Origin of the sequence: Corynebacterium sp. HMSC070E08 (genome assembly GCF_001808895.1) — a bacterium.
GTDB lineage: Bacteria > Actinomycetota > Actinomycetes > Mycobacteriales > Mycobacteriaceae > Corynebacterium > Corynebacterium hiratae.
On record NZ_KV794733.1, the window covers coordinates 32,561 to 59,254 of the forward strand.

30 protein-coding genes are annotated in these 26,694 nt (G+C 62.1%); 18 read left to right on the top strand and 12 right to left on the bottom strand.

Features of this window, described 5'->3' with window-relative positions:
* The first annotated feature begins 76 nt into the window (after positions 1–76).
* Positions 77–757, top strand: a complete 681-nt coding sequence (locus HMPREF2526_RS02195) for a hypothetical protein (RefSeq protein ID WP_046646970.1) — start codon at positions 77–79, stop codon at positions 755–757.
* Here the strand turns inward: HMPREF2526_RS02195 and HMPREF2526_RS02200 are convergent.
* The 6 genes from HMPREF2526_RS02200 to rpmB form a co-directional block, all read right to left on the bottom strand.
* Positions 754–1,470 (bottom strand): TetR/AcrR family transcriptional regulator, encoded by a 717-nt coding sequence (locus tag HMPREF2526_RS02200; protein WP_070545568.1) that lies wholly within the window; start codon positions 1,468–1,470, stop codon positions 754–756. The genes HMPREF2526_RS02195 and HMPREF2526_RS02200 overlap by 4 nt on opposite strands.
* Positions 1,471–1,570: 100 nt before the next feature.
* Positions 1,571–2,353 carry a hypothetical protein gene (locus HMPREF2526_RS02205; RefSeq protein WP_070545569.1) on the bottom strand — a complete coding sequence of 261 codons (783 nt, stop codon included), beginning with the start codon at positions 2,351–2,353 and terminating at the stop codon, positions 1,571–1,573.
* Between the two features lie 218 nt (positions 2,354–2,571).
* The gene (gene rpsR / locus HMPREF2526_RS02210; protein WP_010187626.1) at positions 2,572–2,826 is read right to left on the bottom strand and encodes a 30S ribosomal protein S18; all 255 of its coding nucleotides are present in this window, start codon (positions 2,824–2,826) and stop codon (positions 2,572–2,574) included.
* A 15-nt stretch (positions 2,827–2,841) separates the two neighbouring features.
* The gene (gene rpsN, locus HMPREF2526_RS02215; protein WP_010187625.1) at positions 2,842–3,147 is read right to left on the bottom strand and encodes a 30S ribosomal protein S14; all 306 of its coding nucleotides are present in this window, start codon (positions 3,145–3,147) and stop codon (positions 2,842–2,844) included.
* A gap of 3 nt (positions 3,148–3,150) precedes the next feature.
* Positions 3,151–3,315, bottom strand: coding sequence for a 50S ribosomal protein L33 (rpmG, locus tag HMPREF2526_RS02220; protein WP_010187624.1), 165 nt, complete (start codon positions 3,313–3,315; stop codon positions 3,151–3,153).
* Positions 3,316–3,317: 2 nt separating this feature from the next.
* Entirely contained in the window at positions 3,318–3,554 is a 237-nt protein-coding gene (gene rpmB / locus HMPREF2526_RS02225; RefSeq protein ID WP_010187623.1) for a 50S ribosomal protein L28, read from the bottom strand.
* Between the two features lie 500 nt (positions 3,555–4,054).
* Here rpmB and HMPREF2526_RS02230 point away from each other — a divergent pair, with 500 nt between their 5' ends.
* The 7 genes from HMPREF2526_RS02230 to HMPREF2526_RS02260 all read left to right on the top strand — a co-directional run bounded on the left by HMPREF2526_RS02230 (position 4,055) and on the right by HMPREF2526_RS02260 (position 9,714).
* A complete protein-coding gene (locus HMPREF2526_RS02230; protein ID WP_005530151.1) occupies positions 4,055–4,324 on the top strand; it encodes a type B 50S ribosomal protein L31 in 270 nt (89 codons plus the stop codon).
* A gap of 15 nt (positions 4,325–4,339) precedes the next feature.
* Complete coding sequence (rpmF, locus tag HMPREF2526_RS02235; RefSeq protein WP_010187615.1) at positions 4,340–4,513, top strand: 50S ribosomal protein L32; 174 nt, start codon at positions 4,340–4,342, stop codon at positions 4,511–4,513.
* A 266-nt stretch (positions 4,514–4,779) separates the two neighbouring features.
* Positions 4,780–5,478: a response regulator transcription factor gene (locus HMPREF2526_RS02240; protein ID WP_049154197.1), complete on the top strand. Its 699-nt coding sequence runs from the start codon at positions 4,780–4,782 to the stop codon at positions 5,476–5,478.
* The gene (locus HMPREF2526_RS02245; RefSeq protein ID WP_070545572.1) at positions 5,475–7,085 is read left to right on the top strand and encodes a HAMP domain-containing sensor histidine kinase; all 1,611 of its coding nucleotides are present in this window, start codon (positions 5,475–5,477) and stop codon (positions 7,083–7,085) included. Before HMPREF2526_RS02240 ends, HMPREF2526_RS02245 begins: the two co-directional genes overlap by 4 nt.
* A gap of 111 nt (positions 7,086–7,196) precedes the next feature.
* Positions 7,197–8,744 (top strand): S1C family serine protease, encoded by a 1,548-nt coding sequence (locus HMPREF2526_RS02250; RefSeq protein WP_232745229.1) that lies wholly within the window; start codon positions 7,197–7,199, stop codon positions 8,742–8,744.
* Between the two features lie 110 nt (positions 8,745–8,854).
* Positions 8,855–9,448, top strand: coding sequence for a MogA/MoaB family molybdenum cofactor biosynthesis protein (locus HMPREF2526_RS02255; protein WP_046646961.1), 594 nt, complete (start codon positions 8,855–8,857; stop codon positions 9,446–9,448).
* Entirely contained in the window at positions 9,448–9,714 is a 267-nt protein-coding gene (locus tag HMPREF2526_RS02260; protein ID WP_046646960.1) for a hypothetical protein, read from the top strand. The genes HMPREF2526_RS02255 and HMPREF2526_RS02260 overlap by 1 nt, the downstream gene beginning before the upstream one ends.
* 91 nt (positions 9,715–9,805) lie before the next feature.
* Here the strand turns inward: HMPREF2526_RS02260 and mscL are convergent, their stop codons facing one another.
* The 3 genes from mscL to HMPREF2526_RS02275 form a co-directional block, all read right to left on the bottom strand.
* A complete protein-coding gene (gene mscL / locus HMPREF2526_RS02265; RefSeq protein WP_046646959.1) occupies positions 9,806–10,234 on the bottom strand; it encodes a large conductance mechanosensitive channel protein MscL in 429 nt (142 codons plus the stop codon).
* A gap of 376 nt (positions 10,235–10,610) precedes the next feature.
* On the bottom strand, positions 10,611–11,255 hold the full coding sequence (locus tag HMPREF2526_RS02270) for an SAF domain-containing protein (RefSeq protein WP_070510403.1): 645 nt from the start codon (positions 11,253–11,255) through the stop codon (positions 10,611–10,613).
* A 68-nt stretch (positions 11,256–11,323) separates the two neighbouring features.
* Positions 11,324–11,890, bottom strand: a complete 567-nt coding sequence (locus HMPREF2526_RS02275; protein WP_070545579.1) for a 5-formyltetrahydrofolate cyclo-ligase — start codon at positions 11,888–11,890, stop codon at positions 11,324–11,326.
* A gap of 70 nt (positions 11,891–11,960) precedes the next feature.
* On the opposite strand from HMPREF2526_RS02275, the gene HMPREF2526_RS02280 reads away from it, so the two are divergent.
* The 4 genes from HMPREF2526_RS02280 to glpR all read left to right on the top strand — a co-directional run bounded on the left by HMPREF2526_RS02280 (position 11,961) and on the right by glpR (position 16,449).
* Positions 11,961–12,890 (top strand): UTP--glucose-1-phosphate uridylyltransferase, encoded by a 930-nt coding sequence (locus HMPREF2526_RS02280; RefSeq protein WP_046646956.1) that lies wholly within the window; start codon positions 11,961–11,963, stop codon positions 12,888–12,890.
* 88 nt (positions 12,891–12,978) lie between these two features.
* Positions 12,979–14,271: a molybdotransferase-like divisome protein Glp gene (gene glp, locus HMPREF2526_RS02285; RefSeq protein WP_070510397.1), complete on the top strand. Its 1,293-nt coding sequence runs from the start codon at positions 12,979–12,981 to the stop codon at positions 14,269–14,271.
* 17 nt (positions 14,272–14,288) lie between these two features.
* On the top strand, positions 14,289–15,005 hold the full coding sequence (locus HMPREF2526_RS02290) for a GNAT family N-acetyltransferase (RefSeq protein ID WP_083295504.1): 717 nt from the start codon (positions 14,289–14,291) through the stop codon (positions 15,003–15,005).
* Between the two features lie 193 nt (positions 15,006–15,198).
* Positions 15,199–16,449: a divisome protein SepX/GlpR gene (glpR, locus tag HMPREF2526_RS02295; RefSeq protein ID WP_070545582.1), complete on the top strand. Its 1,251-nt coding sequence runs from the start codon at positions 15,199–15,201 to the stop codon at positions 16,447–16,449.
* A 12-nt stretch (positions 16,450–16,461) separates the two neighbouring features.
* Here the strand turns inward: glpR and HMPREF2526_RS02300 are convergent, their stop codons facing one another.
* Both HMPREF2526_RS02300 and HMPREF2526_RS02305 read right to left on the bottom strand, forming a co-directional pair.
* Positions 16,462–17,079 carry a DNA-3-methyladenine glycosylase I gene (locus HMPREF2526_RS02300; protein ID WP_046646954.1) on the bottom strand — a complete coding sequence of 206 codons (618 nt, stop codon included), beginning with the start codon at positions 17,077–17,079 and terminating at the stop codon, positions 16,462–16,464.
* A gap of 44 nt (positions 17,080–17,123) precedes the next feature.
* A complete protein-coding gene (locus tag HMPREF2526_RS02305; RefSeq protein WP_246819846.1) occupies positions 17,124–17,702 on the bottom strand; it encodes a methylated-DNA--[protein]-cysteine S-methyltransferase in 579 nt (192 codons plus the stop codon).
* 19 nt (positions 17,703–17,721) lie between these two features.
* Between HMPREF2526_RS02305 and HMPREF2526_RS02310 the strand changes: the two genes are divergently transcribed.
* Positions 17,722–18,135 carry a DoxX family protein gene (locus HMPREF2526_RS02310; protein ID WP_046646952.1) on the top strand — a complete coding sequence of 138 codons (414 nt, stop codon included), beginning with the start codon at positions 17,722–17,724 and terminating at the stop codon, positions 18,133–18,135.
* Positions 18,122–18,811, top strand: a complete 690-nt coding sequence (locus HMPREF2526_RS02315) for a zf-HC2 domain-containing protein (RefSeq protein ID WP_070545588.1) — start codon at positions 18,122–18,124, stop codon at positions 18,809–18,811. The genes HMPREF2526_RS02310 and HMPREF2526_RS02315 overlap by 14 nt, the downstream gene beginning before the upstream one ends.
* A 93-nt stretch (positions 18,812–18,904) precedes the next feature.
* Here HMPREF2526_RS02315 and HMPREF2526_RS02320 read toward each other — a convergent pair whose 3' ends face one another.
* The gene (locus HMPREF2526_RS02320) at positions 18,905–20,449 is read right to left on the bottom strand and encodes a dolichyl-phosphate-mannose--protein mannosyltransferase (protein WP_168163146.1); all 1,545 of its coding nucleotides are present in this window, start codon (positions 20,447–20,449) and stop codon (positions 18,905–18,907) included.
* A 106-nt stretch (positions 20,450–20,555) separates the two neighbouring features.
* Between HMPREF2526_RS02320 and rsmI the strand changes: the two genes are divergently transcribed.
* The 4 genes from rsmI (at position 20,556) to HMPREF2526_RS02340 (ending at position 26,657) form a co-directional block, all read left to right on the top strand.
* Positions 20,556–21,404 carry a 16S rRNA (cytidine(1402)-2'-O)-methyltransferase gene (gene rsmI / locus HMPREF2526_RS02325; protein ID WP_046646950.1) on the top strand — a complete coding sequence of 283 codons (849 nt, stop codon included), beginning with the start codon at positions 20,556–20,558 and terminating at the stop codon, positions 21,402–21,404.
* Positions 21,405–21,709: 305 nt separating this feature from the next.
* Positions 21,710–23,551 (top strand): BCCT family transporter, encoded by a 1,842-nt coding sequence (locus HMPREF2526_RS02330; protein ID WP_070545591.1) that lies wholly within the window; start codon positions 21,710–21,712, stop codon positions 23,549–23,551.
* 75 nt (positions 23,552–23,626) lie between these two features.
* Entirely contained in the window at positions 23,627–25,459 is a 1,833-nt protein-coding gene (metG, locus tag HMPREF2526_RS02335; RefSeq protein ID WP_070545594.1) for a methionine--tRNA ligase, read from the top strand.
* 4 nt (positions 25,460–25,463) lie between these two features.
* Positions 25,464–26,657, top strand: coding sequence for an MFS transporter (locus tag HMPREF2526_RS02340; RefSeq protein WP_070545596.1), 1,194 nt, complete (start codon positions 25,464–25,466; stop codon positions 26,655–26,657).
* Positions 26,658–26,694: the final 37 nt, after the last annotated feature.

Consider the following 26,694-nt stretch of genomic DNA (forward strand, 5'->3'; position numbering starts at 1 on the left):
GTAGGGCATTGTTGAGGCATATCGCCGAGCCGAACGGCGATGTGCGCGAATTGTCCAGCCGCCTACGGAGGTGTCCATGAGCCAGCAACAGCCACTCCCATCGCACGACGCGCCCCGGGGGCCCAGGCTGCGCATCGATGACCTGATCGGCGGCGTACTGGTCATGGCACCAGGCGAGGAAGTAGTCGTCGGCCGCGCTGGTGACTTCCGGATCGGCGAGGGGGATCTCACCCTGCACCGTCAGCTTTTCCAACTGTGGTACGGCGGTCAAGGCTGGATGATCTGCAACGTAGGCAGCCACATTCCGCTGCGCATCGAGCTGCGCGGGGTTAAGGGTTTCTCCCGCATCGATCTCGGCCCGCGCTCGGTGGCGGCCGTGCCGCCGGGCCCGTCACGAATTACGTTTGAAACCCCGGAATGCCCTTATGAGCTTTACATCGATGTCGAAAACAGCAACTACTCGCGTCGGACTAAGCGCGAGCAGGACCTCGATGAGGAGCGCACCCGCACCCGCCATGTGCCCAACGATGAGCAGGAGGAGCTGCTTTGCCAGCTAGCCAGCTACCTCAAGAAGCCGGGCTCAACTGATGCCGATATTCCCTCGGTGCGCGAGATTGCTGAGGCTCTGGACTGGACCGAAAAGAAAACCAACCACAAGATGGATCGCCTCGTGGACAGTCTTCGGGCGGACGGCGAAAAGGCCTATAAACCGTATAAGACCTTCTTGGCGCATTACGCCATCCGGCACGGTCGTTAGCGCGTCGTCTTCTTACGGTCGGCCGCGGCAGCGGCGGCTGCCGAGATGGAGTCGTTGCGGTTCTTCAGCAGCTCCAAGGTAGTGGCTTCGGCGTTGTCGGGAGGGGTGGTGCCGAGGACTGCTAGGGCGGCGTCGGCAAGCATGGCGGATTGCTCCGGCACGCGCTGCGAGGCGTCGAAAGGCGCGGTGCCATCGTTGGGGCGCATCTCAATGACGGAAAGCGCGATGTGGAAAGGCAGCTCCACGCGCGGGTCATCATCACCAACAATGCCAGCGGCGGCAGTGCGGAAGTGATCCTTGAGGCGATCACGCTGCTCGTGGTACTCGCCGAACTCCGGGGAGTTAGCCACCGGAAGCTGGTACAGGCGGCCCACGTTCCACGCCGACGTCAAGAGCAGGCGGGACTCCGCGGCCACCAGGGACCACAGGCGCTGCGCCGGCGCTGCATCCGAGGCCGCGAGCTCCTCCGCCAGCTCGAGTGAGGGCTCGATGGTGGAATTCAGCAGCGTGAGGAAGATATCCGTCTTGGAAGGGAAGTGATAGTACAGCGATGCCTGCCGGATGCCGACGGCATCGGCGATCTGGTGCGTCGAGGTTGTCGCAAAGCCCTGGGTAGTGAAGAGCTCGGATGAGGCATCCAGGATTTCCTCGCGCGCGGTGTTTCCCCGGCGGCGTGGGCTATTCTTCCTTGGCCTGCCAACGCTACCTGCCATGAGGCGGACTCCCTTCGATAAAATTCACGTAATAACTGACGGCAAGTCAGTAATCGTACACCCCGCCGCGAACGGCGTTCGTCAAAGCGTAGCTTTGACTTCAGCTAACCACATTACCGTGCCGGATCATGATGGATTCGACGGCAGCGGAGACTGTGCGGCACGCCGAGCCGTAGGCGGTGCGGTCCAATGGCGGAAGGTCTTCGAGAATAATGCTGTGCTTATCGACGCCCTCGTACCACCGCCCCAATTCCAGCGCGATGCCCGTGCCCCACGCCAGGCTCAGGCCTTCTGCCTCGGCCGCGGTGAGCAATTCGCGTTCCACGCCAATGGCAAGGCGGTCAGGGGTGGGTCGAGGAGCCGGCGCTGCCCAGCGGGCTATGGCCGAAACGGGGGCGAGTAGGGAACGGCGAATGGACACCTCGGCGGAGCGGTCCGGCAGCCCGTCCACGAGCTTGAGGGGCGCTGGCCGCTGCGATACAGCCTCGGCATAGAGTTCCTCCTCGCCGCCGGTGCCCAGCGGCAGGCCGGCATCAGCGCGGGTTGAGGCGCATTCCTCCACCGCGCCGCAGGGCAATCCGGCCTCGATGATGACTTGCTCCAGCTGCTCGTCGGCGCCCAGCCAGGTGATGGGAAGTGAGGGGAGAAGATCCCCGCGGGCGGCAGCGCCTGTCAGCCGCACAGGGCTAGCCAGACCCGGGGAGCGAACAATATCGGTGACCACGCGGGAAAACCACGCCGCAAGCTCGACCCCGTCGGTCCGGTGGGCGGTGGCATTGCGCAGAAGGTCCTGGGCTTCTTCCAGTAGTCCACGCGCGTGGGCGGGGGAGTGGCAGTGGGCGGCCAGTTCGCTGAGATCGGTGAGGGATTCGTGCAGCGGCATCAGGTGTTAGTTGCCTTTCCGTCAGGGGCTTTCTAGCTCTTCAATGTAGCACTGGGAATTTGCGGGGCGGCAGAGCAACTGCCCTAACCGCGAAAACGACGACCGCCGCCTACCTGCCCCGAGGTGGGGAAGGAGGCGGCGGCCTGAAAGCTCTTTTGTCCTGTCCTAGTGAGTCACGAGTACAGCGGCAAAAGTGCGCTGTTGAAACCAGCTAGTGTTTAGCGGGACGTGAACGGCAGGAGAGCCATTTCGCGTGCGTTCTTGACGGCAGTAGCAACCTGACGCTGCTGCTGCGGGGTCAGACCGGTGACGCGACGGGAGCGGATCTTGCCGCGGTCGGAGATGAACAGACGCAGGGTCTTGATCTCCTTGTAGTCAACCTTCTCAATGCCCTCGGCCTTGAGCGGGTTCTTCTTCGGGCGGCGGGTCTGCTCCATACGGAACTTCTTGTGGTTATTACGCTTGACAGCCATTGTATGGGTACCCCTTTACCAGCTGGACTTGCGAACGCCCGGCAGCTCACCACGGTGAGCCATGCCGCGCATACGGACACGGGACAGACCGAACTTGCGGAGGTAACCGCGCGGACGTCCATCAGCGGAGTCGCGGTTACGGACGCGGACGCGGGCGGCGTCGCGCGGCTGACGGTTCAGCTCGAACTGCGCCTCGAGGCGCTCTTCGTCCGGGGTGTTCGGGTTCTTGATGATTGCCTTGAGCTCAGCGCGACGCTCCGCGTAGCGGGCGACGATTTCCTTGCGCTGCTCGTTCTTGGCGATCTTTGACTTCTTAGCCATAAATTATCGCTCCTCGCGGAATTCGACGTGCTTGCGGACGATCGGATCGAACTTCTTCAAGGTGATGCGATCCGGGTTGTTGCGCTTGTTCTTACGGGTCACGTAGGTGTAACCGGTGCCCGCAGTGGACTTCAGTTTGATGATTGGACGGATGTCATTACGTGCCATCTTTAGATCTTCTCCCCACGTGCGCGAATCTTAGCCACGACGGACTCGATGCCATCGCGGTCGATGATCTTCATGCCCTTGGTGGAAACGGTCAGGGTGATGGTACGGCCCTCAGAGGGCAGGTAGTACCGACGACGCTGCACGTTGGGGTTCCAACGGCGCGAGGTGCGGCGGTGCGAGTGCGAGACCTGCTTGCCGAATTCCGGCTTGCGGCCCGTTACCTGGCAAATAGCCGACATGGGTCTTCTTTCTCCTAGCCGCCCACATCGAAAGCGACTAACGGAGTGCCTATTTCCGCGGTGAGGCGCGGCGCTCGAAAAAGTGAGGTTGAGCAGGAGGCTTAATCCGTTGAACACCAGTTGATGAGGGCGTAAAACGATTACTTTGACAACAGCAAGGGGAAATCTTACATGCCACAGCCTGCAGAACCTAATCACCGCCGGCATGCGGGCCGGCGTGGATACCTCTGATCTATACCTGATCTATGGCGCGTTCCTGCCGAAGGGGCAGGTGAGGGGCGTGGTTGTGGATTTTGTCCGTCGGAGCGCGGCGGTGGCGGCCGGAGCGATTTCGGTTTTAATGCTGGTGGCCTGTAGGATATGTCAAGTTGTCGGCACGAGCCGCACAGTTTGTAAGTATAGAGACCCAACTCGGGCACGATCCTTTCACACTTCCTTCCACGCCGGAGATGTGTTGCGGAAGGAACCGACCCGTAGTTCAACCCTGAGGGAATCGACATATGAAGAAAGATATCCACCCGGATTACCACCCGGTGGTCTTCAAGGATGCCGGTACCGGCCACTCCTTCCTGACCAAGTCCACCGCTACCTCCGATCGCACCGTTGAGTGGGAAGACGGCAACGAGTACCCGCTCATCGTCGTTGACGTCACCGCTGAGTCCCACCCGTTCTGGACCGGTGCCCAGCGCGTTATGGATACCGCTGGCCGCGTTGAGAAGTTCAACCAGCGCTTCGGTGCAATGGCTCGCCGCAAGAAGAAGAACGCGTAAGGAGGATAGGAAAAGATGGCAACTCCTAAGTTTAAGAAGTCCCGCGCGAACACCCACTCTCGCCGTTCCCAGTGGAAGGCTGACAACGTCGCCCTCCAGGAAGTCACCATCGACGGCCAGACCGTGCGCATCCCGCGCCGTCTGGTGAAGGCCGCCAAGCTCGGCCTGGTCGACGTGGAGCAGTTCTAAGGCTTTCTAAGCCTCAAGGCTGCGAATTCTGCCCCGAGGGATTCACCCTTTCTGAGTGAATCCCTCGGGGCATTTGTGTTGGCCTAGTTGCCCGCTGCAGTGACTCATTCTCGAGGCTGCAGTGCTCGGCTGCGGTGCCTTTCTTGTCTGGGCGTTCGCTGATGCCACGGGTAGTGGGGTGAATAAAATCTTAAGGGGTGATTTAAGGGGGCGAAAGAACTAGGCCCACTTCGTGAATGCGCCTTAGATAGGACATAATTGGAAACATGAAGATTCTTGTCGTGGATGACGAGCAGGCCGTACGCGAATCGCTTCGCCGCTCCTTGAAGTTTAATGGCTACGACGTAATGTTGGCCGCCGATGGCGTAGAGGCTGTCGAGATGGTCCACAGGGAGAACCCAGGACTGCTCATCCTCGATGTGATGATGCCGAACATGGACGGCTTGGAAGTCTGCCGAACCTTGCGCAGTGAGGGTTGGGACCGTCCAATCCTCGTGCTCACGGCTCGTGATGGCGTGTCTGACCGCGTTGCAGGGCTCGATGCGGGTGCCGACGATTACCTGCCCAAGCCTTTCGCTCTTGAAGAGCTTTTGGCTCGTGTTCGTTCCCTGGTCCGTCGTGCTGCTGCGGAGTCGATCAGCAAGCAGCAGCCCGTTGAAACCCAGCTGAGTTTTGAGGACCTCAAGCTCGATGCCGATACGCGTGAAGTCACTCGTGGCGACCGTCAGATTTCCCTGACGCGCACCGAATTCGCCTTGTTGCGCTTGCTCATGGAGAACCCGCGCAAGGTGCTCTCCCGCAACACCATCCTGGAAGAAGTATGGGGCTATGATTTCCCTACCTCAGGCAACGCTCTCGAGGTGTACATCGGCTACCTGCGTAAGAAGACCGAAGAAGATGGCGAGCCGCGACTTATCCACACCGTGCGTGGCGTCGGCTATGTCATGAGGGAGGCTATCGCGTGATTTTGCGGAGGCCCGCGCCCGACGCGGTGCCTTCTGAAGACCTAGATTCCACGGCGTGGTTGGGCCTGTCAGGTCGTCGCGGCTGGGCTTCGCGGGCGCCGCTTCGGTGGCGCCTTTCTTTGGTTACTGGTGTCGTTGTCGCTGTCTCGGTGGCAGTGATGACGTTGGTGACCTACTGGTTGGTTGCGGCGTCGATGACGGCGAGCGTCGACAAGCAAATCATGCAGCAAGCGGACGTGCTGATGGAGCAGGCACAGGATCCGCGCTTCGTGGAGAATATCGATCAGGAGATCGCTTCTTTTAAGCTCTACAATCCTTCGACTCGGGTCTCTATCTCTCCGCCAGCAGCTACCTTTTCCTATGGTGACGCCTTGCCGGTGGGTGGGGACTTTAAACCGGACGGGGACACCATGGAAAGCTCCATCCGTACCCTGGGTGGTGAGCGCGTGCTGGCCAAGTCCCAGGAAGGTGGCGCCACGGTAGTCCTGGCCAAGGACCTTGGTCCCACGGAGGAGATTGTGTCCGCGGTGGGCTCCGCGCTGCTGATTATCGTGGCCTTTGGCGTGCTGCTTTCCGTCTTCGCGGGAATGGTGGTGTCCAAGACCGGCATGGAGCCGATCGCTCGCCTCAAGCGGGCTGCTGATTACGTGACGCAGACCAATGACCTGCGGCCGATTGCCGTGGAGAGCAACGATGAAATGACACAACTTACTGTGTCCTTTAACCGAATGCTTTCCGCCCTGCAGCACGCGCGCGTGCAGCAATCACAGTTTGTGGCTGATGCCGGCCACGAGCTTAAGACCCCGCTGACGTCCATGCGGACGAACATTGAGCTTCTCATGATGCTCAATAAGTCCGGTGGCGGGTTTGGCATCAGTGAGGAAGACCGGCGCGACCTCGAAGATGACGTAATGGCGCAGATGTCGGAATTGGCCACCCTGATCGGTGACTTGGTTGCCCTAGCGCGCGAGGACGCCACTGAGAAGGAGCCGGAGCCCGTTGAGCTGCACGAAGTGTTGGAGAATTCGCTCAACCGCGCCAAGCGCCGCCGTCCTGACGTGGACTTCCGCGTGCGGTTTATCCCGTGGATGATCGACGGCGATCCTTTTGCGCTGGGCCGTGCCACCCTCAACCTTATGGACAATGCTGCGAAGTGGTCCCCGCCGACGGGGACCGTGCGCGTGTCCATGCGGCAAATCGCCCCTGACAAGGTGCGCCTGCGCGTTGACGATTCTGGCCCCGGCATCGCTCCGGAGGAACGGGACAAGGTATTTGAGCGCTTCTACCGTTCTGCTGAAGCCCGTGCCATGCCGGGATCCGGATTGGGCCTAGCAATCGTGAAATCCGTGGTGGAGAGGCACAACGGAGAGATCACCATCAAGGATTCCGCGGACGGCGGAACGCGCATGGAGGTTATCCTGCCAGGGCACCCCACCGAAGGCGATGCTTTGGTGGACGGGCTGGAAGACGTGCCCTACGATTACCATTCCGAGCTCTCCACTGAGCAGCAGTCAGCGGGGCAGCTACACGACCCCGCGGCGGACCAACCGAAGGAGCGCAACGACCGCGGCCATATCTTTGCGGAGCGGTGGTTCAATCAGGGCTAGTGTGTCAGGGATCACCCCAGCTCAAGGCGCACAGGAAACGTCCAGCTTCTCGTAGCACACTGGCAGATTAGTATCAGATATGCGCCAGCGCGATGGTGCACACTACCTGACATGAATATGAGGAAGTCGAACATGGATAACCCCATGGATAGCCCGCAGAACTCTGACGGACGGGGACAGTCACAGCAGCGAGGCGAGGTACCTTCTGCGGGAAGTGAATCGAATGGCTGGAATCAGCCGCGGTCGGATACATCGAGGCAAGGCGGACAGTCGCCCTACGGAAGCCAGGCGGGGCAGGGAGCCCGGCCTACTTCTTTTGGTAACCAGCCTTCCCAGGCACCTTACGGGGCGCAGGCGCCGTATGGCGGTTCGAATTATGGATTCGGTCAACAAGGCCAGCAGCGTTCGGCAGCACAGCAGCCTTCGACAGGGCAGCACTCGCAGGAGGGAACACAGCCTTATGCCGGTCAGCGCTACACTGCGGCGCATGCTGGTAATCAGAACCAGTTCTTCGGGGGCCAAGAGGGGGCAGGCGTACGGGTCGTGGAACCGAGCGATGAGCCTAAGGCCAAGCGCAAGGTCGGCCTGGGCACTGCGCTGTCCATGATGCTCGTAGCCTTCATCGCTGCCGGCGGTGTTACCGGCGCGGTGGTCGGAACGGTGGGCAAAGACAAATCCTCCACCTCGACGGTCAATGAGGTCTTGGAGCGCCAGCCCGTGGCCAACAGCACCGGTAAAGAGCCTGCCGACGGCTCCGTCGAGGACGTGGCATCGAAGGTACTTCCAGCAGTGGTATCCATTTACTCCATTACTCGCTCCGGCGGTGCCGAAGGCTCGGGCTCGATTATTTCCCCGGACGGCTACGTGCTGACCAATCACCACGTCGTCGCCGGCGCGGATCAAGGTGGGCGCTTGGAAGTGACCATGAATGATGGTTCGCGCCACAGCGCCACGTTTGTGGCCTCGGATGCGACCACGGACGTTGCTGTCATCAAGATCGATGACGTTAACGATCTTCCCTTCCTACAGTTCGGTGATTCGGACGCAGCCGCGGTGGGGCAAGAGGTCGTTGCCGTAGGTTCCCCGTTGGGACTCAACGCTACGGTGACTTCCGGAATTGTCTCGGCGAAGAACCGTCCCGTCCGTGCTTCGCAGGAGGGCGGGGAGTCCTCGCTGATCGACGCCATCCAGACCGACGCCGCCGTCAACCCAGGCAACTCCGGTGGCCCCTTGGTGGACATGGAAGGCAACATCATTGGAATGAACTCGATGATTGCCTCGCTATCGGGTGGCTCGAATTCCGAGGGCGGTTCCATCGGCCTGGGATTCGCTATTCCCTCCAACTTTGCCAAGCGGATGGCCGATGAGCTCATCAACAATGGCAAGGTCAAGCACCCAACCTTGGGCGTTAAGGTCCGCGCGCAAAGCGACACCCTTGGTGCGGAGATCGTCGATGTAGAACGCGATAGCCCAGCCGATAAGGCAGGGCTCAAGTCTGGTGACGTGGTCACCCGCGTCAACGATCGGCTTATTGAAAGCTCTGATGCCCTCATCGCGGCAACCCGTTCCCAGGAGTTCGGCGCGACCGTGACCCTGGAGGTACGGAGCCGAGACAGCGAAGATGTGAGAAAGGTAGAGGTAACTCTGGCGAGCGAGTAAGTTAACAAATACTTGGGCGGTGCGTGAGCGCCGCACGAACACCGCACCCTGAGACCTTGTGAAGAAACCACTACCGGAAGATTCCGCCCCTACCTTTAAGGAGAACCTCCGTGGCAGAAAACACCGACGCAACTGAGTTGCTGGGGCGCGATGCCTCACGCGAACTCGATGATGTCACCGAACCAGATGACGCCTTCCTCATCGCGAGCGAACAAGAACAAAGTGTGCAAGCACCGCGCCGCGCGCTCGTCGTGATCGTCACCGACCACCCAGATGATGCAGCGCAGGACACGTCGCGCTTGGCGGGCGAACTGTTGGCTGAAGCTGATTTCACCGTCGACGGCGCAGTAATCGTTCGTTCCAAGAAGTCCAAGATCCGGCAGGCGATTGAAACCGGCGTGGTCGGGGGCGTTGACTTGGTCCTCACGATTGGCGGCACGGGCGTTGGCCCGCGCGATAAGACCCCAGAGGCGACTCGCGCGGTGCTGGACCAAATGGTCCCTGGCGTGGCCCAGGCCCTGCGCTCCTCCGGCCAAGCATGCGGTGCGGTGGATGCGTGCACATCCCGCGGCATTTCGGGAGTGTCTGGTTCAACGGTGATCGTCAACGTCGCATCTTCCCGCGCGGCGGTACGTGATGGAATGGCTACGCTGACCCCCTTGGTACACCACCTCGTCGATCAGCTGCAGAAGTCCAGCGTCTAATGGCTGATTCCACACCGCGTACCCCGCGGGCGCGCCGTCGCGTGAAGCGTCCGTCGACGGCCGAGAATTACGATCGCAGCTTCGATGTTCCTCACGGGCCAATGTCAGGGTCCGCTGGCTCTTCTTCCGCCGCAGGGGCCGATGAGCTGCGCACCGTGAGCTTAGATGCGGACGCAGGCGGCCCCGGTGGTGACAGCGAGGACGAGGCCACGGGAGAGGCCTTCTACCGCGAGAACATGCCGCCGCATTTTGGCACCACGCAGTAGTGCGTGAGCAGCGGGCGGAGGCATAAGAGAATCCCGCAGAACTTCGGCGAAATGCCGGTTCTGCGGGATTTTTAGGCGTGGGGCTGTTGGCTTAGATGCTGGAGCCAGGCTTGTTGGTGGTGGTGCCACCGTTTTCAGCAGCGAGCAGGTCGCGGATCTCGCCGAGCAGCTGCTCGGTGGTCGGAGCCGGCTCCTCCGGGTCAACGCCCTGGCGGCGCTTAGTGCGCTCGGTGACGGCGTTGATCGGAGCAACGATGACGAAGTAGATGACAGCGGCAACGATGAGGAAGTTGATAAGGGCGGTGATGACTGCACCGAAGTCCAGGAAGGTCTCCGGGTTATCGGTAATTGCGAAGCCCAGGCCACCAAAGTCTGGGGAGCCGAGGGAGTTAATCAGCGGCTGGATGATGTGATCGGTGATGGAGGTGACGATCGCGGTGAAGGCGGCACCGATGATGACCGCTACGGCCAACTCGATGACGTTGCCGCGCAGGATGAAATCTTTAAAGCCCTTGAGCATGGTGGTGGTTGTCCTATCTACGGGGGTAGGTGCTTCCTGTGTCTTAAGCGTCTGCTTTGCGTAGTCCGCACTCTGCGCAGGCGCGCTGTTCAGAAAAGTCGGAGAAAAGCAGGCATAGAGCCATAATGCTCTCTAAGAGAGGCCCTAGATGCGCAGGGACGCCAACGTAAGACGAAGCATGTGGAAATACTGGAATAGCGAAAGCCACTTCTGTACGCCATCCTGCAGGTGGTGCCGCGGGGTCGCGCGGCAGTCGCGAGACTGCAAGAGCAAAAAGCGCCTGAGTGGATGTGCCTATAGTAGGCAGAGTTTGCGTGTCGTGGCAACATCTTATGGAGGCCTACCAGTGCAAACGCGATGATCTTCACAACATAGCTTAACTGTGGGCGCGGTCGCCCACAATGACAACCGTGAGCGGTTGTGCCAGTGACGCGGCTGCCACAGCTTCGGCTGCTTCGGCTGGTAGCGCAACGAGGAGTGTGTGCGTGCGGGCATCCTCTCCGCCGGCACCCACCGACACGACGCGTGCGCCACGGGCAATCGTTGAGCCGCGGGCGGGGAGGGAAGCGTCGTCACCACCGTCGAGGGCACCGACAATATTGACCGTATCGCCGTGATGGAGGTTGCGGGCAACGTCTGGCTCGGCGAGCGTGAGCGGGATAAGGTGGCCGTCTTCCATCCCGAAGTCCGCGATGAGATCCGAACTGAGCAGCCGGGTGGTAGTGAGTATTTCGCCGGCGCTGGCCGCCGCCACTAGAACCCGCCCCACCGCATCTTCCGGGTTGCTCCCCAACGCCGTGGCGGGGAGAGCGGAGGAGGGGACGCGGGCCACGGAGACATCGCCAAGCGCCAGCGTCTCCCCGGCGGCGACGTCCCGGGCCATGACCACCACGCGCGGCTGCTCGCGGGTAGAAGCGAGCGCGCTTGCCGCCGCGGCCACGAGCAAGACTGCGGCCGTTACGCGGCGCAGGAGAACGCTGCGGCGATGCCCGGGGGTGCGCAGAACGTGAAGAAAGTCCATACCTTCTTAGACTGTGCTCCGACCCGCACGGTTCCCAGGCGGCGGCATGGAATCTGAGAAGGGGCCGATTAAAGCCAGCGCATCCCGCGCTCGGTGAGGATGCCATCGACGGGACGGTCGTGTCCCTCGAAGGGGACGTCCCGGACCTCGCTGGAGTGGACGAGAGCGACGACGGGCGGGTTCCCAGTGGGAAGCGGGGTGAGTGCGCGGTCGTAGTAGCCGGCGCCTTTCCCGAGGCGCATGCCTGACTCGCTCACCGCCATCGCGGGCGCCAAGATGAGGTCGAGGTGCGCCAGGATTTCGCTGCTATGGCGCTGCCCGTCGGGCTCTGCAATCCCTAATACCCCCGGGCGCATGGCCTCCGGCCCGCCATACAGCGTCCACAAGAGCTCACCGTTTTTGCCTGAAATGGGAAGGTAGACCTCCTTGCAGAGTGTGGACACGGTCTCCACGAAGTCGGGGCCACCCGGCTCTGTGCCCAGGGGATGGTAGGCGGCAACACGCATCGCAGGAGTGAGTAATTCACCCACACCGGCGCACCACGCGGCGTTGTCATCAGCGCGCTGCTCGGCGCTGCGCTCGTGCCGCGCGTTAAGGAGTGAGGATCTTAAGGCGTCCTTGGGGGAGGTCGTCATGGTTGTTAATCATAGCGGGACGGCGTAGCGCAGCACGGGAGCGCGAAGGGCGCATTGTAAAGTGGAACTTATGGCTATTGCACACGAGGATTCCCACACCGGGATCGCTACGGTCGTTGTCCCCGCTGCTGGCATGGGCACCCGCTTCTTGCCCGCCACCAAGACCGTACCGAAGGAGCTGCTCCCCGTCGTTGATACGCCGGGTATTGAACTCATTGCGGAAGAGGCCGCATCCGTGGGCGCCCAGCGCCTTGCGGTGATTACCGCGCCGAACAAGCAGGAAGTGATGCGGCACTTCGATGAGTTCCCCGATCTCGTCGAGACCCTCGACGCCCGCGGCAAAGACGAGCAAGTGGCCAAGGTCAAGCGTGCTGCTCAGTTGATCCACCCGATTTCCGTGGAGCAGGAAAAACCGCTGGGCCTGGGCCACGCGGTGGGCTTGGCGGAATCCGTGTTGGAGGATGACGAAGAATTCTTCGCCGTCATGCTGCCGGATGACATTGTCCTGCCGGCCACCGTCATGGGGGAGATGGCCCGGGTTCGTGCCGCCCTGGGCGGCAGCGTGTTGTGCGCCTTCGAGGTGTCACGCGAAGAGACCTATAACTACGGCGTCTTCGACGTCGAGGACACCAATGCACCGGGCGTGAAGAAGGTTGTGGGCATGGTGGAGAAGCCGGATCCGGACGATGCGCCTTCGAACCTCGTGGCCACTGGGCGCTACTTGCTCGACAGGAAGATTTTTGATGCCCTTCGCCGTATTAAGCCAGGAAAGGGCGGGGAGCTGCAGCTGACCGATGCCATTGAACTCCTCATTAAGGAAGGCCACCCCGTTCACGTCGTAGTTCACCAGGGCAAGCGCCACGACCTGGGCAACCCGGGTGGGTACATCCCGGCCAACGTTGACTTTGGTCTGCGTGATGAGAAGTACGGTCCTGCACTCTACAAGGCGATCAAGAAGATTGTGGAGGACTACGAAGAAGAAAAGGGGCTGAAGGGCTAAGCCTTCGCACGCCTAGCGCGCTAAGCTCTACTCCAGTAACTTCCATCCCTTTAGGCCCCACATACCCCAGAGTAAAGGCAGGCGGTACATGCGTTCGGTCGATGACCAGATGGCGTTCATTCTTGATGCAGCGATGACTCCCGAGCCGGTACGCATCGCCATCGCGAATGCCCTAGGTCTCAAGTGCGCGGAGGAGGTGCAGGCAAACCAGCCGCTCCCGGGGTTTCCGCAAGCAGCCATTGATGGCTATGCCGTGCGCGCCGTGGACGTCGGGGGAGAAAAAGCCCTCAAGGCACGCTCCCGCCACGACGTTGAGGATGCGGATGCACCCGCCACGGAGACGGAGATTGAGCGTTCCCTGCCTGTAGTGGGGGAGGTTCCTGCAGGGTCACGCCAGCCTTTGCGTTTGCAGCCCAAGCAAGCGGTGCGCGTGTACACGGGCGCGCCTCTGCCGACGCTTGCCGACGCCGTCCTTCCCCTCGAGTGGACCGACCGTGGCCGCAAGCGCGTGACCTCGCACCGCCCGGTGCGCTCAGGGGACTTCGTGCGCCGCGTGGGCGATGATATTCAGCCCGGGGATGTTGCCGTATCCTCCGGTACCATCTTGGGCCCAGCGCAGATTGGCCTGCTCGCGGCAGTGGGGCGTTCGAAGGTGCTGGCGTACCCCCGCCCGCGCGTGACCATCGTGTCCTTTGGCAAGGAGCTTGTCGACGTCGACCGCGAGCCCGGCCTGGGTCAAGTCTTCGACGTGAACTCTTATTCGCTTGCAGCGGCCGCGAAGGAGGCCGGCGCGGACGTGCACCGCGTCGGCATCGCCGCCGGCGAGCCGCGTCGCGTGCGCGAGGCTTTGGAAACCTACTTGGCGCGCAGCGAGGTGCTGGTGATCTCCGGTGCCGTGGGTGGCGCGGGTTCGGAAGAAATCCGCGAGGTCCTTGATGAGTTGGGAGATGTAGATACCTCACGCGTAGCCATGCACCCAGGATCGGTCCAGGGTTTCGGTCTGTTGGGGGAGGAGCGCATCCCGACCTTCCTGCTGCCCTCGAACCCGGTGTCCGCGCTGGTTATCTTTGAGGTCTTTGTGCGCCCGCTGATCCGTCTCTCCCTGGGCAAGCGCAGCGGCCAACGCCGCGTGGTGCGCGCACGCGTGCTCAACCACATGGAATCCCGCCCGGGACGCCGCGGCTACATCCGCGCCCGGCTCATGCGGGATGCCGAAACCTCCGACTATCTGGTGGAAGGACTGGGCGGTGCGGCGGGTGCGCCGGCGCACCTGCTCGCAGGGCTCTCGGAAGCGAACGCGATGATCCGCATTCCGGAGGAAGTGACAGAGATCCGTCCCGGGGACGTGGTGGACGTCCTGTTCCTGACCCAGCGCAGCTAGCCGCCGGCACACACGTCATGCTTGATCCTTTTGGTACCGCCGCGGGGCGCTTTTCTACTCCCGCCACCGGTGGGGTCAACCCCGATCATCCGGGCTGGCCAGAAGCTACACCCGCGGTACGGCTGCGGGAGTCTCGTGTCTTCCCGCGCGGGGCGACGCTACGTTTGCGCCCGCTGTTGCGGAGGGACGGTGCGGCGTGGCGACGGCAGCGCATCGAGGATAGGGATTTCCTCAAACCGGTGGAGCCGACGCTGCCGACGGAGTGGGATGCGGCGCACTCCCAGTCGGCTTGGTGGAATCACCTGATGTTTCTGCGTGACTCGGCCCGGGCCGGGACAGTGGTGCCGCTGGTCATTGAGGTTGATGGCCACTTCTGTGGGCAATTGACCTTAGGAAATATCCAGCATGGAGGGGTCAGCGAATGCTGGATTGGCTATTGGGTGCATTCCGCGGTGCACGGTGCGGGCGTGGCTACTGCTGCCTGTGCTCTTGGCGTGGACCATGCCTTTTATCGTGTGGGGCTGCATCGTGTGACGGCGACCTATCTGCCGGAGAACCCCGCTTCAGGCAAGGTGCTGCACAGCAACGGGTTCCGCGATGAAGGGTTCCTGCGCCGCAACCTGCATATCGACGGCGCGTGGCGGGACCATCACTTTTTGGCTCTTAATCGCGAGGATTTTGCCTCTGGGGCGGTGGAGCGCCTCCGTGCGGCGGGACGAATCGCGGGGGCGTAGCAGGTGGCTTAGCTGTTGCTAAGCCGGTGATGGGTTGGGAGATTGTTTAGGTCAACTACCTCTGCTTTCACTTGAGTAACAACCTTGTAATTTAGGGGTTCGTTGGTGCCCACGGGGCGGGGTTGGGCAGCTAGAGTAGGGGCCTAGTTATATTCCCTTTTTTCGTCGACCCCTGAAAGTGGGACTCAGCCACATGATGACTGCCGTGCCGATCATTCTCGTAATCGTGCTGTGGCTCTTCATCCTCGCTCCGTTGCTTTTGCGCTCGCAGCGTCCGATGAGCCACACAGGTGAGGCCTTTGAAGAGACCCGCGTGCTCTTCGAAGGAGATTCCGGCTCCGTGCCGGGCCGCCGTAAACCGCGCCTGGGCAAGGAGGACATCCGCCCGCACGCCCCGGCAGCAGCGGAGGCCAGCGATGAGGAAGCCGAGTATGAGCTGGTTGAGGCCGAGGGGGTTGCTGATACCGCGGAGTCGCTCCAGGGCGATGGCGAAGGAAAGAGCGCTGCCGAATCCGTAGTGGCGGACACGATTGATGGCGAAGTCGTAGAAGCTGAGGACGCCGAGACGGACTTCGAGCTCGAGGACGATTCCGACGACGCTGCCGAGGATGATCATGGGTCGGAGCAGGAGGCTGAGAACGTTGAGGCGGATGCCGCCGAGGTATTCACGGCTCCTGCTAACGCCGGCGTGGCCGAGGATGCCTATGACTTCGATGAGACCTATACCTCGCCGGTTGATCTGATGTATCCGGGTGCCATCGACGCGGTGGAGGAAGCACCGGCTGCGTCTGATGTGAGCAACTCCGATGAAGCAGAGGTTGAAGCGGAGAGCACTGATGCCGAAGGCGCAGAGGAAGGTTCGGCCGCCGTCCCGCAGGGCCTAGACCTTGTTGCTGCTGAGACTGAGGACGAGGAAATGAGCGGAAGCGATACCGAGCTGTCCGCCGAGGAACTGGCCTTCGCCCAGCGCCGCCTGGGCCGCGGTGGCTGGGATCCGGTGAAGGAAAAGGAAGCCTCCGCCACGCGTTATCAGCGCCGCCAGCGCACGCTCATCGGCTTGGCGGTAGCAGTGGTGGCCACGGTTTGCCTGGGTATTGTTGTGGGGAGCTGGACGTGGTGGTTGGCGGGTATTGCCGGCGTTATGACCATGGTCTACCTGGTGGCCCTGCGCGCCCAGGTGCGCCGCGAGCGGGAGCTGCTGCGCCGACGCGTCTACCACCTGCGCCGCGCTCGTTTGGGGGTGCGCAATGCGGAGAACCCCGCCGAGTCATTGCCGCCCAACCTGCGCCGTCCAGGCGCGCTCATCCTAGAAATCGATGATGAAAGCCCGGACTTTGACTACCTGCCCGTCTACTCGGAGGGCGATAGCGACGATGGCTTCGACGGTCCCCATCCCTCTTCGCGCCAGCGCCGCGATGACCTAGCAGCCCGCCGAGTCGGTTAATCCACCCGGCCCCTAGGCCGGCCAGATGCCGGATGTGCCGCGGCGATGGGAGCCTACTAGGTGGGCGTCAACCATCCCGATGGCCGTCATCAGGGAGAAACACGTCACCGGGCCGACGAACTTGAAGCCGGCCTTCTTCAAAGCCTTGGACATGTCCAAGGCTTCTTCTGTGTATTTTGGAATATCCTCTTCGCTTTCCGGCGCAATCGTGTCAGCGGGCAGGAAGCTCCAGATGAATTCATCGAGCCCGCCTGTCTCCCGCAAGGCCACCGTGGCCTTCGCGTTGTTAAGCACCGCGTTGATTTTCAGACGGTTGCGGATGATCCCCGCATTGTTCATGAGGCGCTCGACTTCTTCCTCCCCGAAGCTGGCCAGTAGGTCTGCATCAAAGCCCACAAAGGCAGCGCGGAAGGCTTCGCGCTTGCGCAGCACTAGTTCCCAGCTCAACCCGGCCTGGAAACCTTCCAGGCAGAGGCGTTCCAGCAGGGCGGATTCCTCATGGACGGGCATGCCCCATTCGGTGTCGTAATACTCTTGGAGAAGCGGGGAGGTCATTGCCCAGGCGGGGCGGCCAAGCCCCGCGGAGTCATAAACAAGTCTCATATCGTTTGCCATCTGTGTACTAGTCATGCCTTCTTAGACTGCAGAATCCGCTCATTGGTTCCCCACGGCTCTCACGGCCTCGTGCCGCAGAGCGTGGCCTCGTGCTCCAACAGCATCTGCTTCGCGGCTGTGCCCCCACGATAGGAACCGAGGCCGCCGCTTGCCGGAACGACGCGGTGGCACGGCACCACGATGGGAAGCGGGTTCGTAGCACAGGCGCTTCCAGCAGCGCGGGCGGCCTGCGCACTACCGGCGGCGCCAGCGAGGCGCGAATAAGTCCAGCGCTCGCCGAACGGGATAGCGCGCAGCGCACGTTGCGCGCGGTCGCGGAATGTGTGCGGGGATGCGGGGACGTCGAGAAGCAGCTCAAAGTCCCTGCGCGTGCCCGCAAAATATTCGGTGATCTGCTGGGCAGCGGCGACGAGAGCGTCGGCCCCCGCAACACCAGCATTCGCAGTACTGGGGTGTCGGGCGCTGGTAGGGCCATCGGGGAGGCGCTGCAGACCGCTGAGATCTGGGGATTCACCGGGGAAACACACCCGTGACAAACCCCGCTTAGAGGAGACAAGGAGAAGACGGCCGAGCGGAGTGTCCAGCGAGGTCCACATGTGCATGGTAGGAGGGGAGTCCTTTCGGAGGGAGGTGGTCATCCAGGGTAGTCTATGAACCATGAATAGACCCGCCGTACGCGATGCCGCGCTGCTCATCTTCCGCGCGGTGCTGGGAGTTATCTTCGTCGCGCACGGTGTGGACAAGATGTTCTTTAGCGGCATGGACGAGGTAACCGGTCAATTCTCCGCATGGGGAGTTCCGCAACCGCAGACCTCGGCGTACTTGGCTGCCTTCGCAGAAATGCTGGGCGGGGCGGCCCTCGTAGTCGGCCTGCTCACCACCTTTGTGGCAGGGGCATTGGCGCTGCTTATGGCCTGTGCGTTGTACTTCGTACATATGGGCAATGGCCTCTTCGCCGCCGATGGTGGCATCGAGTACCCGCTGGTGCTCATCGTGTCGCTGCTCATGATCGTTGTCTTCGGCTCCGGCCGGGCGAGTGTGGATGGGGTGTTGAGCCGTGCTGACGCATGAGCAGGTGCAAGCGGCGATCTCCGCGCAGCTCGATGGGGAAGCCCCGCAGCTGGCGCCCGATGTCATTGACGCGCATGTCTCCGGCTGCCCGGAGTGTGCCGCCTTCCGGGAGAAGGCGGCGGCCTTGTCTCGCTCACTGAGCCTCGTGGAACCTGAGGGCCTCCCGCCGCAGGACTTGTCGGAAGTCATCCTGGCTGGCGTGGAGCCGGAGTGGCAGCGGGCCTCCAGCGCGCGGCAGGCATCGCTCACGCTGGCTCGGGTAGCTCTCGGAGTGTTGGCCGTGGCGTTTCTGATTTGGGCGATCGTGGTCGTCGTCAGCGCTTCCGGCTTGACCACCCTGGGCAGTGAAGGAACCCTCGCCGAAGGGGCCGACCCGGAGCGCGCACACCTTGTGATGGAGGCTGCGGCGCTGCGCTTCGGCCTGGCGAGCGGTTTAGCCTTTGCCGCCTGGCGCCCAGCCTCAGCTCCTGGATTGCTGCCGGTGGTCTGCACTATATTCGCGTTCTTGTGCGGCTTTACCATGCGCGACTTTGCCTTGGGCAGCGTTGTCGCGGAGCAGGTTTATATCCTCATCGGCACCGGTCTCGCAACGGCCAGCCTGGGGTGGGCGTGGGCGGCCGACCGGGGCTTCTTGCTACGGGACGTGTATAGGACGTTGTCCGCTAACCCGCGCTAAGCCTTAAAGGCCACGTCTAAGAGGCCGAGCCTAAGGGCCCAAGCCTAAGGGCCCAAGCCTAAGCGGCTTGGGCCAGGGGGTAGGGCCAGGGGTTTAGGTCCAGGACGGTAGCCACATCATGGAGTGATACCAAGAATCCGGGATGAGGTAGCCGTAGAGAATCGGGGAGAAGTAGGCAAACATTGCCACGACGAGCGCGGCGTAGCACACGGTAAGGAAGGTGCCCAGCGGCATCGCGGCCCCAAAAAGCTCCGTGAGCCAGCGCCACCGTAGAACCCGTCCACGTCCAATCATTTGCCCCAAAGCCAGAGAGATCAGCACGATGACGAACGGAATGAACGCCGTGGCGTAGAAGAAGTACATCTGTCGGTCAAAGACCATGAGCCAGGGCAGGAAACCCGCCGCGGCACCCACAAGCGGGATGAGGAAGGCGCGGTTGCGTCGCACGAGCAAGGACCACAGTCCCCACAGCACCGCCGGGATGACCAGCCACCAAATGACCGGGGTACCAAAGAGGTACAGCATCCTGCGGCAGGATCCGCCGTCCCCGCAAGAGATGTCCGTGGAGGAGTAGTAGAGGATGGGGCGTGCGGCCACCAGCCAAGCCCATGGCTTGGAGTCCCAGGGGTGGCTGTGGCCACCTGAGGAGGTCAAGGAGGCGTGGAACTCCAGCACAGAGGAGTGGTAGTAGAACCAACCGGCAAGAGGCTCGGGGAGGTGGAGCAACCAAGAGCCATCCTCGATCGTGCCGTCAACCTTCGCGTGGCGGTAGACGGCGGTCTCATCGGCAAACCAAGCGCGCCAAGACCACGCATACAGGGCTACGGGGACCGCAACGAGTGAGGCCAGGGCTGCTGGGGTATCGCGTACCAGCGTGCCCACGATGTAGCGGCGTACGCCATACAAGCGGCGCAGAGCGAGATCCGAGAAAACGCTCATGAGACCGAAGAACATGATGTAGTACAGGCCTGACCACTTCACGGCCAGCGTTAGCCCCAGGAAAACGCCGGCAGTAAAACGCCACCACCGGAAACCAAATCTGGGGCCGAAGTCGGAGTCCCCCATCGTGCCTGACAGGAAGGCGGCGTGCAGGCGCTCGCGCATCTGCTGGTGATCCCGCGCCAAGGCCCAGGCAGCGGCGACGATGAAGAAGACCTGGAAGATGTCAAGCATTCCGAACTTGGAGGCCACGAGCAGCACGCCGTCGCACACGGCGAGCAGGCCGGCGAGGAAGCCCACCTGCCAGGAACCGGACAAGCGGCGTGCCAGCGCCATGGTGAGTAGCACGGTGCCCACGCCAAAGAGCGCGGCCATGGCCCGCCAGCCCAGTGGGGTGTAGCCGAAGATGGCCTCCGATATCGCGACAATCTGCTTGGCCAGCGGTGGGTGCACAACCAGGCCGTAGCCCGGGTTGGACTCGATGCCGCCGAGGAAGAGGTTGTGCCAGCTGGTGACCATGTCCCATGCCTGCGGCACGTAATGCTTCTCGTCGAAGACGGGAGTTCCCTCGGAGACCGGTGCGGCGAGACCTGCAAACCGCGTGATGAATGCCAGCACAGCGATGATGGCGGTGCTGATCGTGTCGGCCTTGGTCCAGGTGTAGTGCCGGGGAGCAGGGGGAGCTGGCCGGCTATGGATGCCGCGGGCGGCGGGGACGCGCGCGCGGCTGGTGCGGCCAGATCGATCAGTAAGGATTGCGATACTCACGCGGAAGAGTCTAGCGTGCGTGTGCCATGCTGGGGGTATGAGTCTTCAGCTTGAACCCCTGCCGCGTGGAGTCATCCTGGCCGCCACGCCGCTGGGAAATCCCGGTGATGCTTCTGCTCGATTGATGCAGGCGTTGGGCCACGCGGATGTGATCGCTGCGGAAGACACCCGCCGCGTTCGTAACCTGGCCCAGGCGCTGGGGGTAGAGATCCGCGGCAAGGTGGTTTCCAATTTCGACCACAACGAAGAGGAGCGCTCGCGCGCGCTCGTCAACGCTGCCCGGACGGGCACGGTTCTCGTGGTGTCGGATGCTGGCATGCCGCTGGTCTCCGATCCTGGGCACTCCATCGTCACCGCTGCGGTGGAAGCGGATGTGCCTGTGACCTGTTTTCCGGGGCCCTCGGCGGTGCCGACTGCGCTTGCACTTTCCGGACTGGGGGTGGGGCATTTCCTCTTCGATGCCTTCCCGCCGCGCAAACCCGGACCGCGTAAAGCCTGGCTGGAGTCCCTCGTGGGGGAGCGCCGTGCCATTGCTTTCTTTGAATCCCCGCACCGTCTAGCGCAGACGCTTGGCGACGCCTCAGCGATCCTCGGCGCGGAGCGCCGCGCTGCGGTCTGCCGTGAGCTGACGAAGACCTACGAGGAAATCAAGCGTGGCACCTTGGGCGAGCTTGCCGAGTGGGCGCAGGAGAATGCGCGGGGTGAAATCACCGTCGTCATCGAGGGCGGGGATGCCGCACCCGTGTCGTTGGAGGCCCTCGTGGAGCAGGTCCGTGCGGAGGTTGAGCGGGGCGTGCGGGCCAAGGATGCCTGCAAGCAAGCAGCAGCGGGAACCGAGTGGTCCAACCGTGAACTTTATGATGCATACCTCGCCGCGCGCGGCTGAGCTTTAACAATAAATTCTGGTGATGCCCGTCTCTTTTGGGCCAATCGTTATGGCATCGTTATGTCACCCGGCGTGGCCGCGGCATGCGCGGTAGGGATGCCATACCTCGGAAGTGCCTCCGAACAAGCTGGCAAGCTGCACAGTTGCGGTACAGATTCGGCAGCTGCGGTGGAATAGCGGTCGTGCAAAGAAGCTCGTGACAGACGCTTTAGGAACGCTATATGCCCGAAATGCATGTGGTGAATAGTCTTTTTGTTTCCGTTTTAGTTTGACTAGTTGATGAGACAGCACCAAGGTCGGGAGGTATGACAGACTCGACGAATGCAGACAATGTAAAGGACACGGGGGTGTCTTCGGCTGTGCCCCAAGGCGAGAGCTCGCCGGCCGCGGTAGAGGAATACCGCACCGTCGACGAGCGCCTCGAGGAGGCCTCGGCCACAAGCCAGCTCCAGGATATGCTCACCAACAAGGCGTTCAATCCTGAGGCGGCTCCCGCGCCGGTGGAGGAGGAAGAGGACGAGAAGTTTGGCCCAGGCGGCATTGATTCACCGATCGACTGGACCATTGTGGGAATCGCCGGCCTGCTCGTTGCCGCCTTTGTGGCATGGGGCTTGGCCGCTCCAGAGAGCTTTGCCTCCTTCTCCAGCAATGCTCTGAGCTTCGTGGTGAATAACTTTGGCTGGGCCTATGTGCTCTTCGGGACCATTTTTGTGGTTTTCGTTATCTGCGTTGCGGCCTCGAAGTTCGGCACCATTCGTTTGGGCAAGATTAACGAGGAACCGGAATTCTCCACGGCCTCTTGGATTGCGATGATGTTCGCTGCCGGCATGGGCATCGGCTTGATGTTCTATGGTGCTTCCGAGCCGCTCAACTACTTTAAGAACGGCGTTCCGGGCCATGGTGAGAATGAGGTAGGAACCTCAATGGCCACGGCCATGTTCCACTGGACCCTGCACCCATGGGCCGTGTACGCCATCGTGGGGCTTGCCATCGCTTATTCCACCTTCCGTATTGGCCGCAAGCAGTTGTTGAGCCAGGCCTTCGTGCCGCTCATTGGCCAGCGCGCCGCCGACGGATTCGCAGGCAAGATCATTGATATCTTGGCCATCTTCGCCACCGTCTTTGGCACCGCTTGTTCGCTGGGCCTCGGCGCGATGCAGATTCAGGCAGGCCTGCAGGCCTCCGGAATTATTGAGAACCCCACGCAGAACGTCGTCATCGGCATCGTTCTCGTGCTGACCTTGGCCTTTATTCTGTCGGCCATGTCGGGTGTAGGCAAAGGTATTCAGTACCTCTCTAACACCAATATGGTCTTGGCGGCTCTGCTGGCCATCTTCGTGTTCGTCTTCGGCCCAACCGTGTCGATTTTGAACCAGATCCCAGGCTCCATTGGTAACTACCTGGCGAACTTCACCGAGATGATCGCTCGTACCGCTGAGTCCGATAACGGAAACGCTGGCGAGTGGCTATCTACCTGGACCATTTTCTACTGGGCTTGGTGGGTTTCCTGGTCGCCGTTCGTGGGCATGTTCCTCGCCCGCATTTCGCGCGGCCGTTCCGTCCGCGAGTTCTGCGTTGGTGTGCTTCTCGTCCCGGCTGGTGTCTCCACGGTGTGGTTTGCCATCTTCGGCGGTACCGCCATCCACATGGAGCAGAACGGCAACTCCATCTCCGGTGAGTCTGCCGAGCAGGAGCTGTTCAACCTGCTGCAGAACCTCCCCGGTGGTTTCATCGCGGGCATCGTCGCCGCCCTGCTCCTTGCCACGTTCTTCATTACGTCGGCCGACTCGGCGTCGACAGTCATGGGCTCGATGTCCCAGTCTGGCGCTACCACCGCCAAGCCGTGGCTGTCCGCGGCATGGGGTGTGCTCACTGCGGCTGTCGGCCTGACCTTGCTGCTGTCGAGCGAGAATGCCCTGTCAAACCTGCAGAACGTCACCATCGTGGCGGCGCTGCCATTCCTCTTCATCCTCGTCGGCCTCATGTTCGCTATTTACAAGGACTTGAGCAACGACGTAATTTACCGCGAGTACCGCGAGTCCCAGGCCTTCCAGCGCAAGCTGGCGCGTGAGCGTCGCCTGCACCGCGAGTTCCAGCGCGAACAGGCCTACAAGGCCCGCCGCCGCCAGCACAGCCACAAGAACTAGTTCTGGCGCGAGCATTTCTCTCATACACCCCCTCACTGCATTGCCGGTGAGGGGGTGTTCGATAGAGTAGGGGCCATGACTGAGACAGTTGTCGTTAATGTTGCTTGGCCCTATGCCAACGGACCCCGCCACATCGGACACGTGGCGGGTTTCGGTGTTCCTTCCGACGTGTTCGCCCGTTTCCAGCGAATGCGTGGCAACGACGTCCTCATGGTTTCCGGTACTGACGAGCATGGCACCCCGTTGCTCGTGCAGGCGGATAAGGAAGGCGTGACGGTTCGTGAATTGGCGGATCGCTACAACCGCCAGATTGTCACCGACCTGGCTGGGCTCGGCCTGTCTTATGACCTCTTTACCCGCACCACCACACGCAACCACTACGCGGTGGTGCAGGAGCTGTTCAAGGGCCTGTACGAGAACGGCTACATGATTAAGGAGACCACCCAGGGCGCGATCTCGCCGTCCACAGGGCGCACTTTGCCCGACCGCTATATCGAGGGAACCTGTCCGCTGTGTGGCGCCGACGGCGCGCGCGGTGACCAGTGCGATAACTGCGGCAACCAACTCGATCCGGTAGATCTCATCAACCCGGTGTCCAAGATCAACGGTGAAACCCCGGAGTTCATCGATACCGAGCACTTCCTGCTGGACCTGCCTGCGGTCAAGGACGTCCTCGAAGAGTGGCTGAAGAGCCGCGAGGATTGGCGCCCGAACGTCCTCAAATTCTCCCTCAACCTGTTGGAGGATATGCGCCCGCGCACCATGACCCGTGATATCGACTGGGGCATTCCCATTCCGGTCGAAGGCTGGGAGGATAACGGCGCGAAGAAGCTCTACGTGTGGTTCGATGCGGTGATTGGTTACCTGTCTTCCTCCATCGAGTGGGCCCACCGCACCGGCAACCCGGAGGCTTGGAAGGACTACTGGCAGAACCCGCAGGCACGCCACTACTACTTCCAAGGCAAGGACAACATCACCTTTCACTCCCAGATCTGGCCAGCAGAGCTCTTGGGCTACGCGGGCAAGGGCTCCAAGGGCGGTGAGCTGCACACCTACGGTGAGCTCAACCTGCCCACGGAGATTGTGTCTTCGGAATACCTGACCATGTCCGGCTCCAAGTTCTCCTCGTCCAAGGGCGTCGTTATCTACGTCAAGGACTTCCTCGAGGAGTTTGGCCCGGATGCGCTGCGCTACTTCATCGCCGTTGCCGGTCCGGAAAACAACGACACCGACTTCACTTGGGATGAGTTCGTGCGCCGTATCAACAACGAGCTTGCCAACGGCTGGGGCAACCTGGTCAACCGCACCGTGTCGATGGCTCACAAGAACTTCGGCGAGGTCCCGGCCCCGGCCGCGCTGGAGCAGGCAGACAAGGACATCCTGGCACTGGCGGAGGAGACCTTCACCACCGCCGCGGAATTCCTCGAGCAGTCCAAGTTCAAGCAGGCCATGACCGCCATCATGCACGTCGTCGGCGAGGCCAATGCCTATGTCGCGGCGATGGAGCCGTGGAAGCTGGCCAAGGATGAAACCCAGCGCGAGCGTCTGGCCACCGTGCTGTGGACCGCACTGCAGGTGGTCTCCGACTGCAACGTAGTGTTGACCCCGTTCCTGCCCTTCACCGCACAGAAGGTGCACGAGACCCTGGGACGTGAGGGCGTCTGGGCCGCACAGCCGCGCATTGAAGACGTGGTGGATGATATGCCGGTTGAACTCGTTGGCGTAGACCTCCCGCCGGAGAACCACCCGTACCCGATCATCACCGGTGACTACGCGGCGCAGCAGGCTGCGTGGAAGCGTGTCGACATTACGCCGGGGACGACGCTGCAGAAGCCCAAGCCGCTGGTGGCTAAGCTCGACCCGGAGCTTGGTGAGACCGGCCCGGAGTGGGCCCCGGTTCAGAAGTAAAGGCGTGGGCTCGGCGTTTCGGCGCTCGCTTGCGCCCTTCCTGCTCTTTTCCGTTGTTTGCCTCACCGCGCTGAACCTGCGATCCGGTATCGCTTCGGTGGCACCGGTGCTGGGGCAGATCCAGAATTTCTTTGGGATCAGTTCTGGGCAGGCAGGTTTGTTGACCGCGCTTCCTGGCCTGTGCTTCGCGGCCATGGGTTTGGCCGCCGTGCCCATTGCTCGGCGGGGCGGGCTCAGCCGTACCTTGGCCGGCGGCACGCTGGCCCTAGTGGTGGGCCTGGCGCTGCGTCCGTGGGTGAGCAGCTTCCCGCTGTTTATTGCGTTGACCCTGTGCGTTGTCGGCGGCATCGCTCTAGCCAACGTTCTGCTTCCCGCGTGGATCAAGCAACATGGTTCGGGCCGCACGCTGGTGGCGTTGATGACCACCTACACCACGATGCTGGGCGTATCCAGCGCCCTTGGCCCGCTGTCCGCGGTGACGCAAAGCACGTGGCAAGGTGCGCTGTGGATCTGGTGCCTGCCCGCCATCGCGCAGCTGGTGGCGTGGATAGTGGTTCTGCCGCAGGCTGGCAAGGACGTCGCCCACGGGGCGATCGACGGTGCCGGCGCGCCAAAGCCCATGTACACTTCGCCCACGGCGGTGGCCATGCTCTTTTTCTTCGGGCTGCAGTCCTCCATGGCCTATGTCCAAATGGGTTGGCTGCCGCGCATGCTGGTAGAGAAGGGCGTGAGTGAGGATACCGCCAGTGTGGCACTTGCTGTCATCGGTGTCTTTAACATCGCCGGCGGCGTGATCATGCCCTGGCTAATTTCTCGCCTGGACCGCCTAACACCCGTACCGATTGTGCTGGCGCTGTGCACCTGTGCTGGGTGGGGTGGGGTCCTTGTGGCTGCCGACGTCGCCCCGCTCGCCTGGGCCTGCATGATGGGGATCGGCGGTATGTGCTTCCCACTGGCTCTGGCATTGCTCACCGCCCGCACTCGGAGTGCGCTGACGACCGCACGACTCTCCGGTTTTGTGCAGCCGGGCGGCTACATCTTGGCGGGGCTGTTGCCGCTTTTCGTGGGCGTTGTGCGCGGCGCTACCGGTAACTGGACGGCCGTCCTGATTGCGCTGATGGTGCTCAGCCTTTGCATGCTGATGGCGGGTTTGCGCGCGACTAGGCGGGTCTACATTGACGACGAGCTCGCTGCCTAGCGGTGTGATGTCTAGGGACTTTTTGGACACGGAGTCC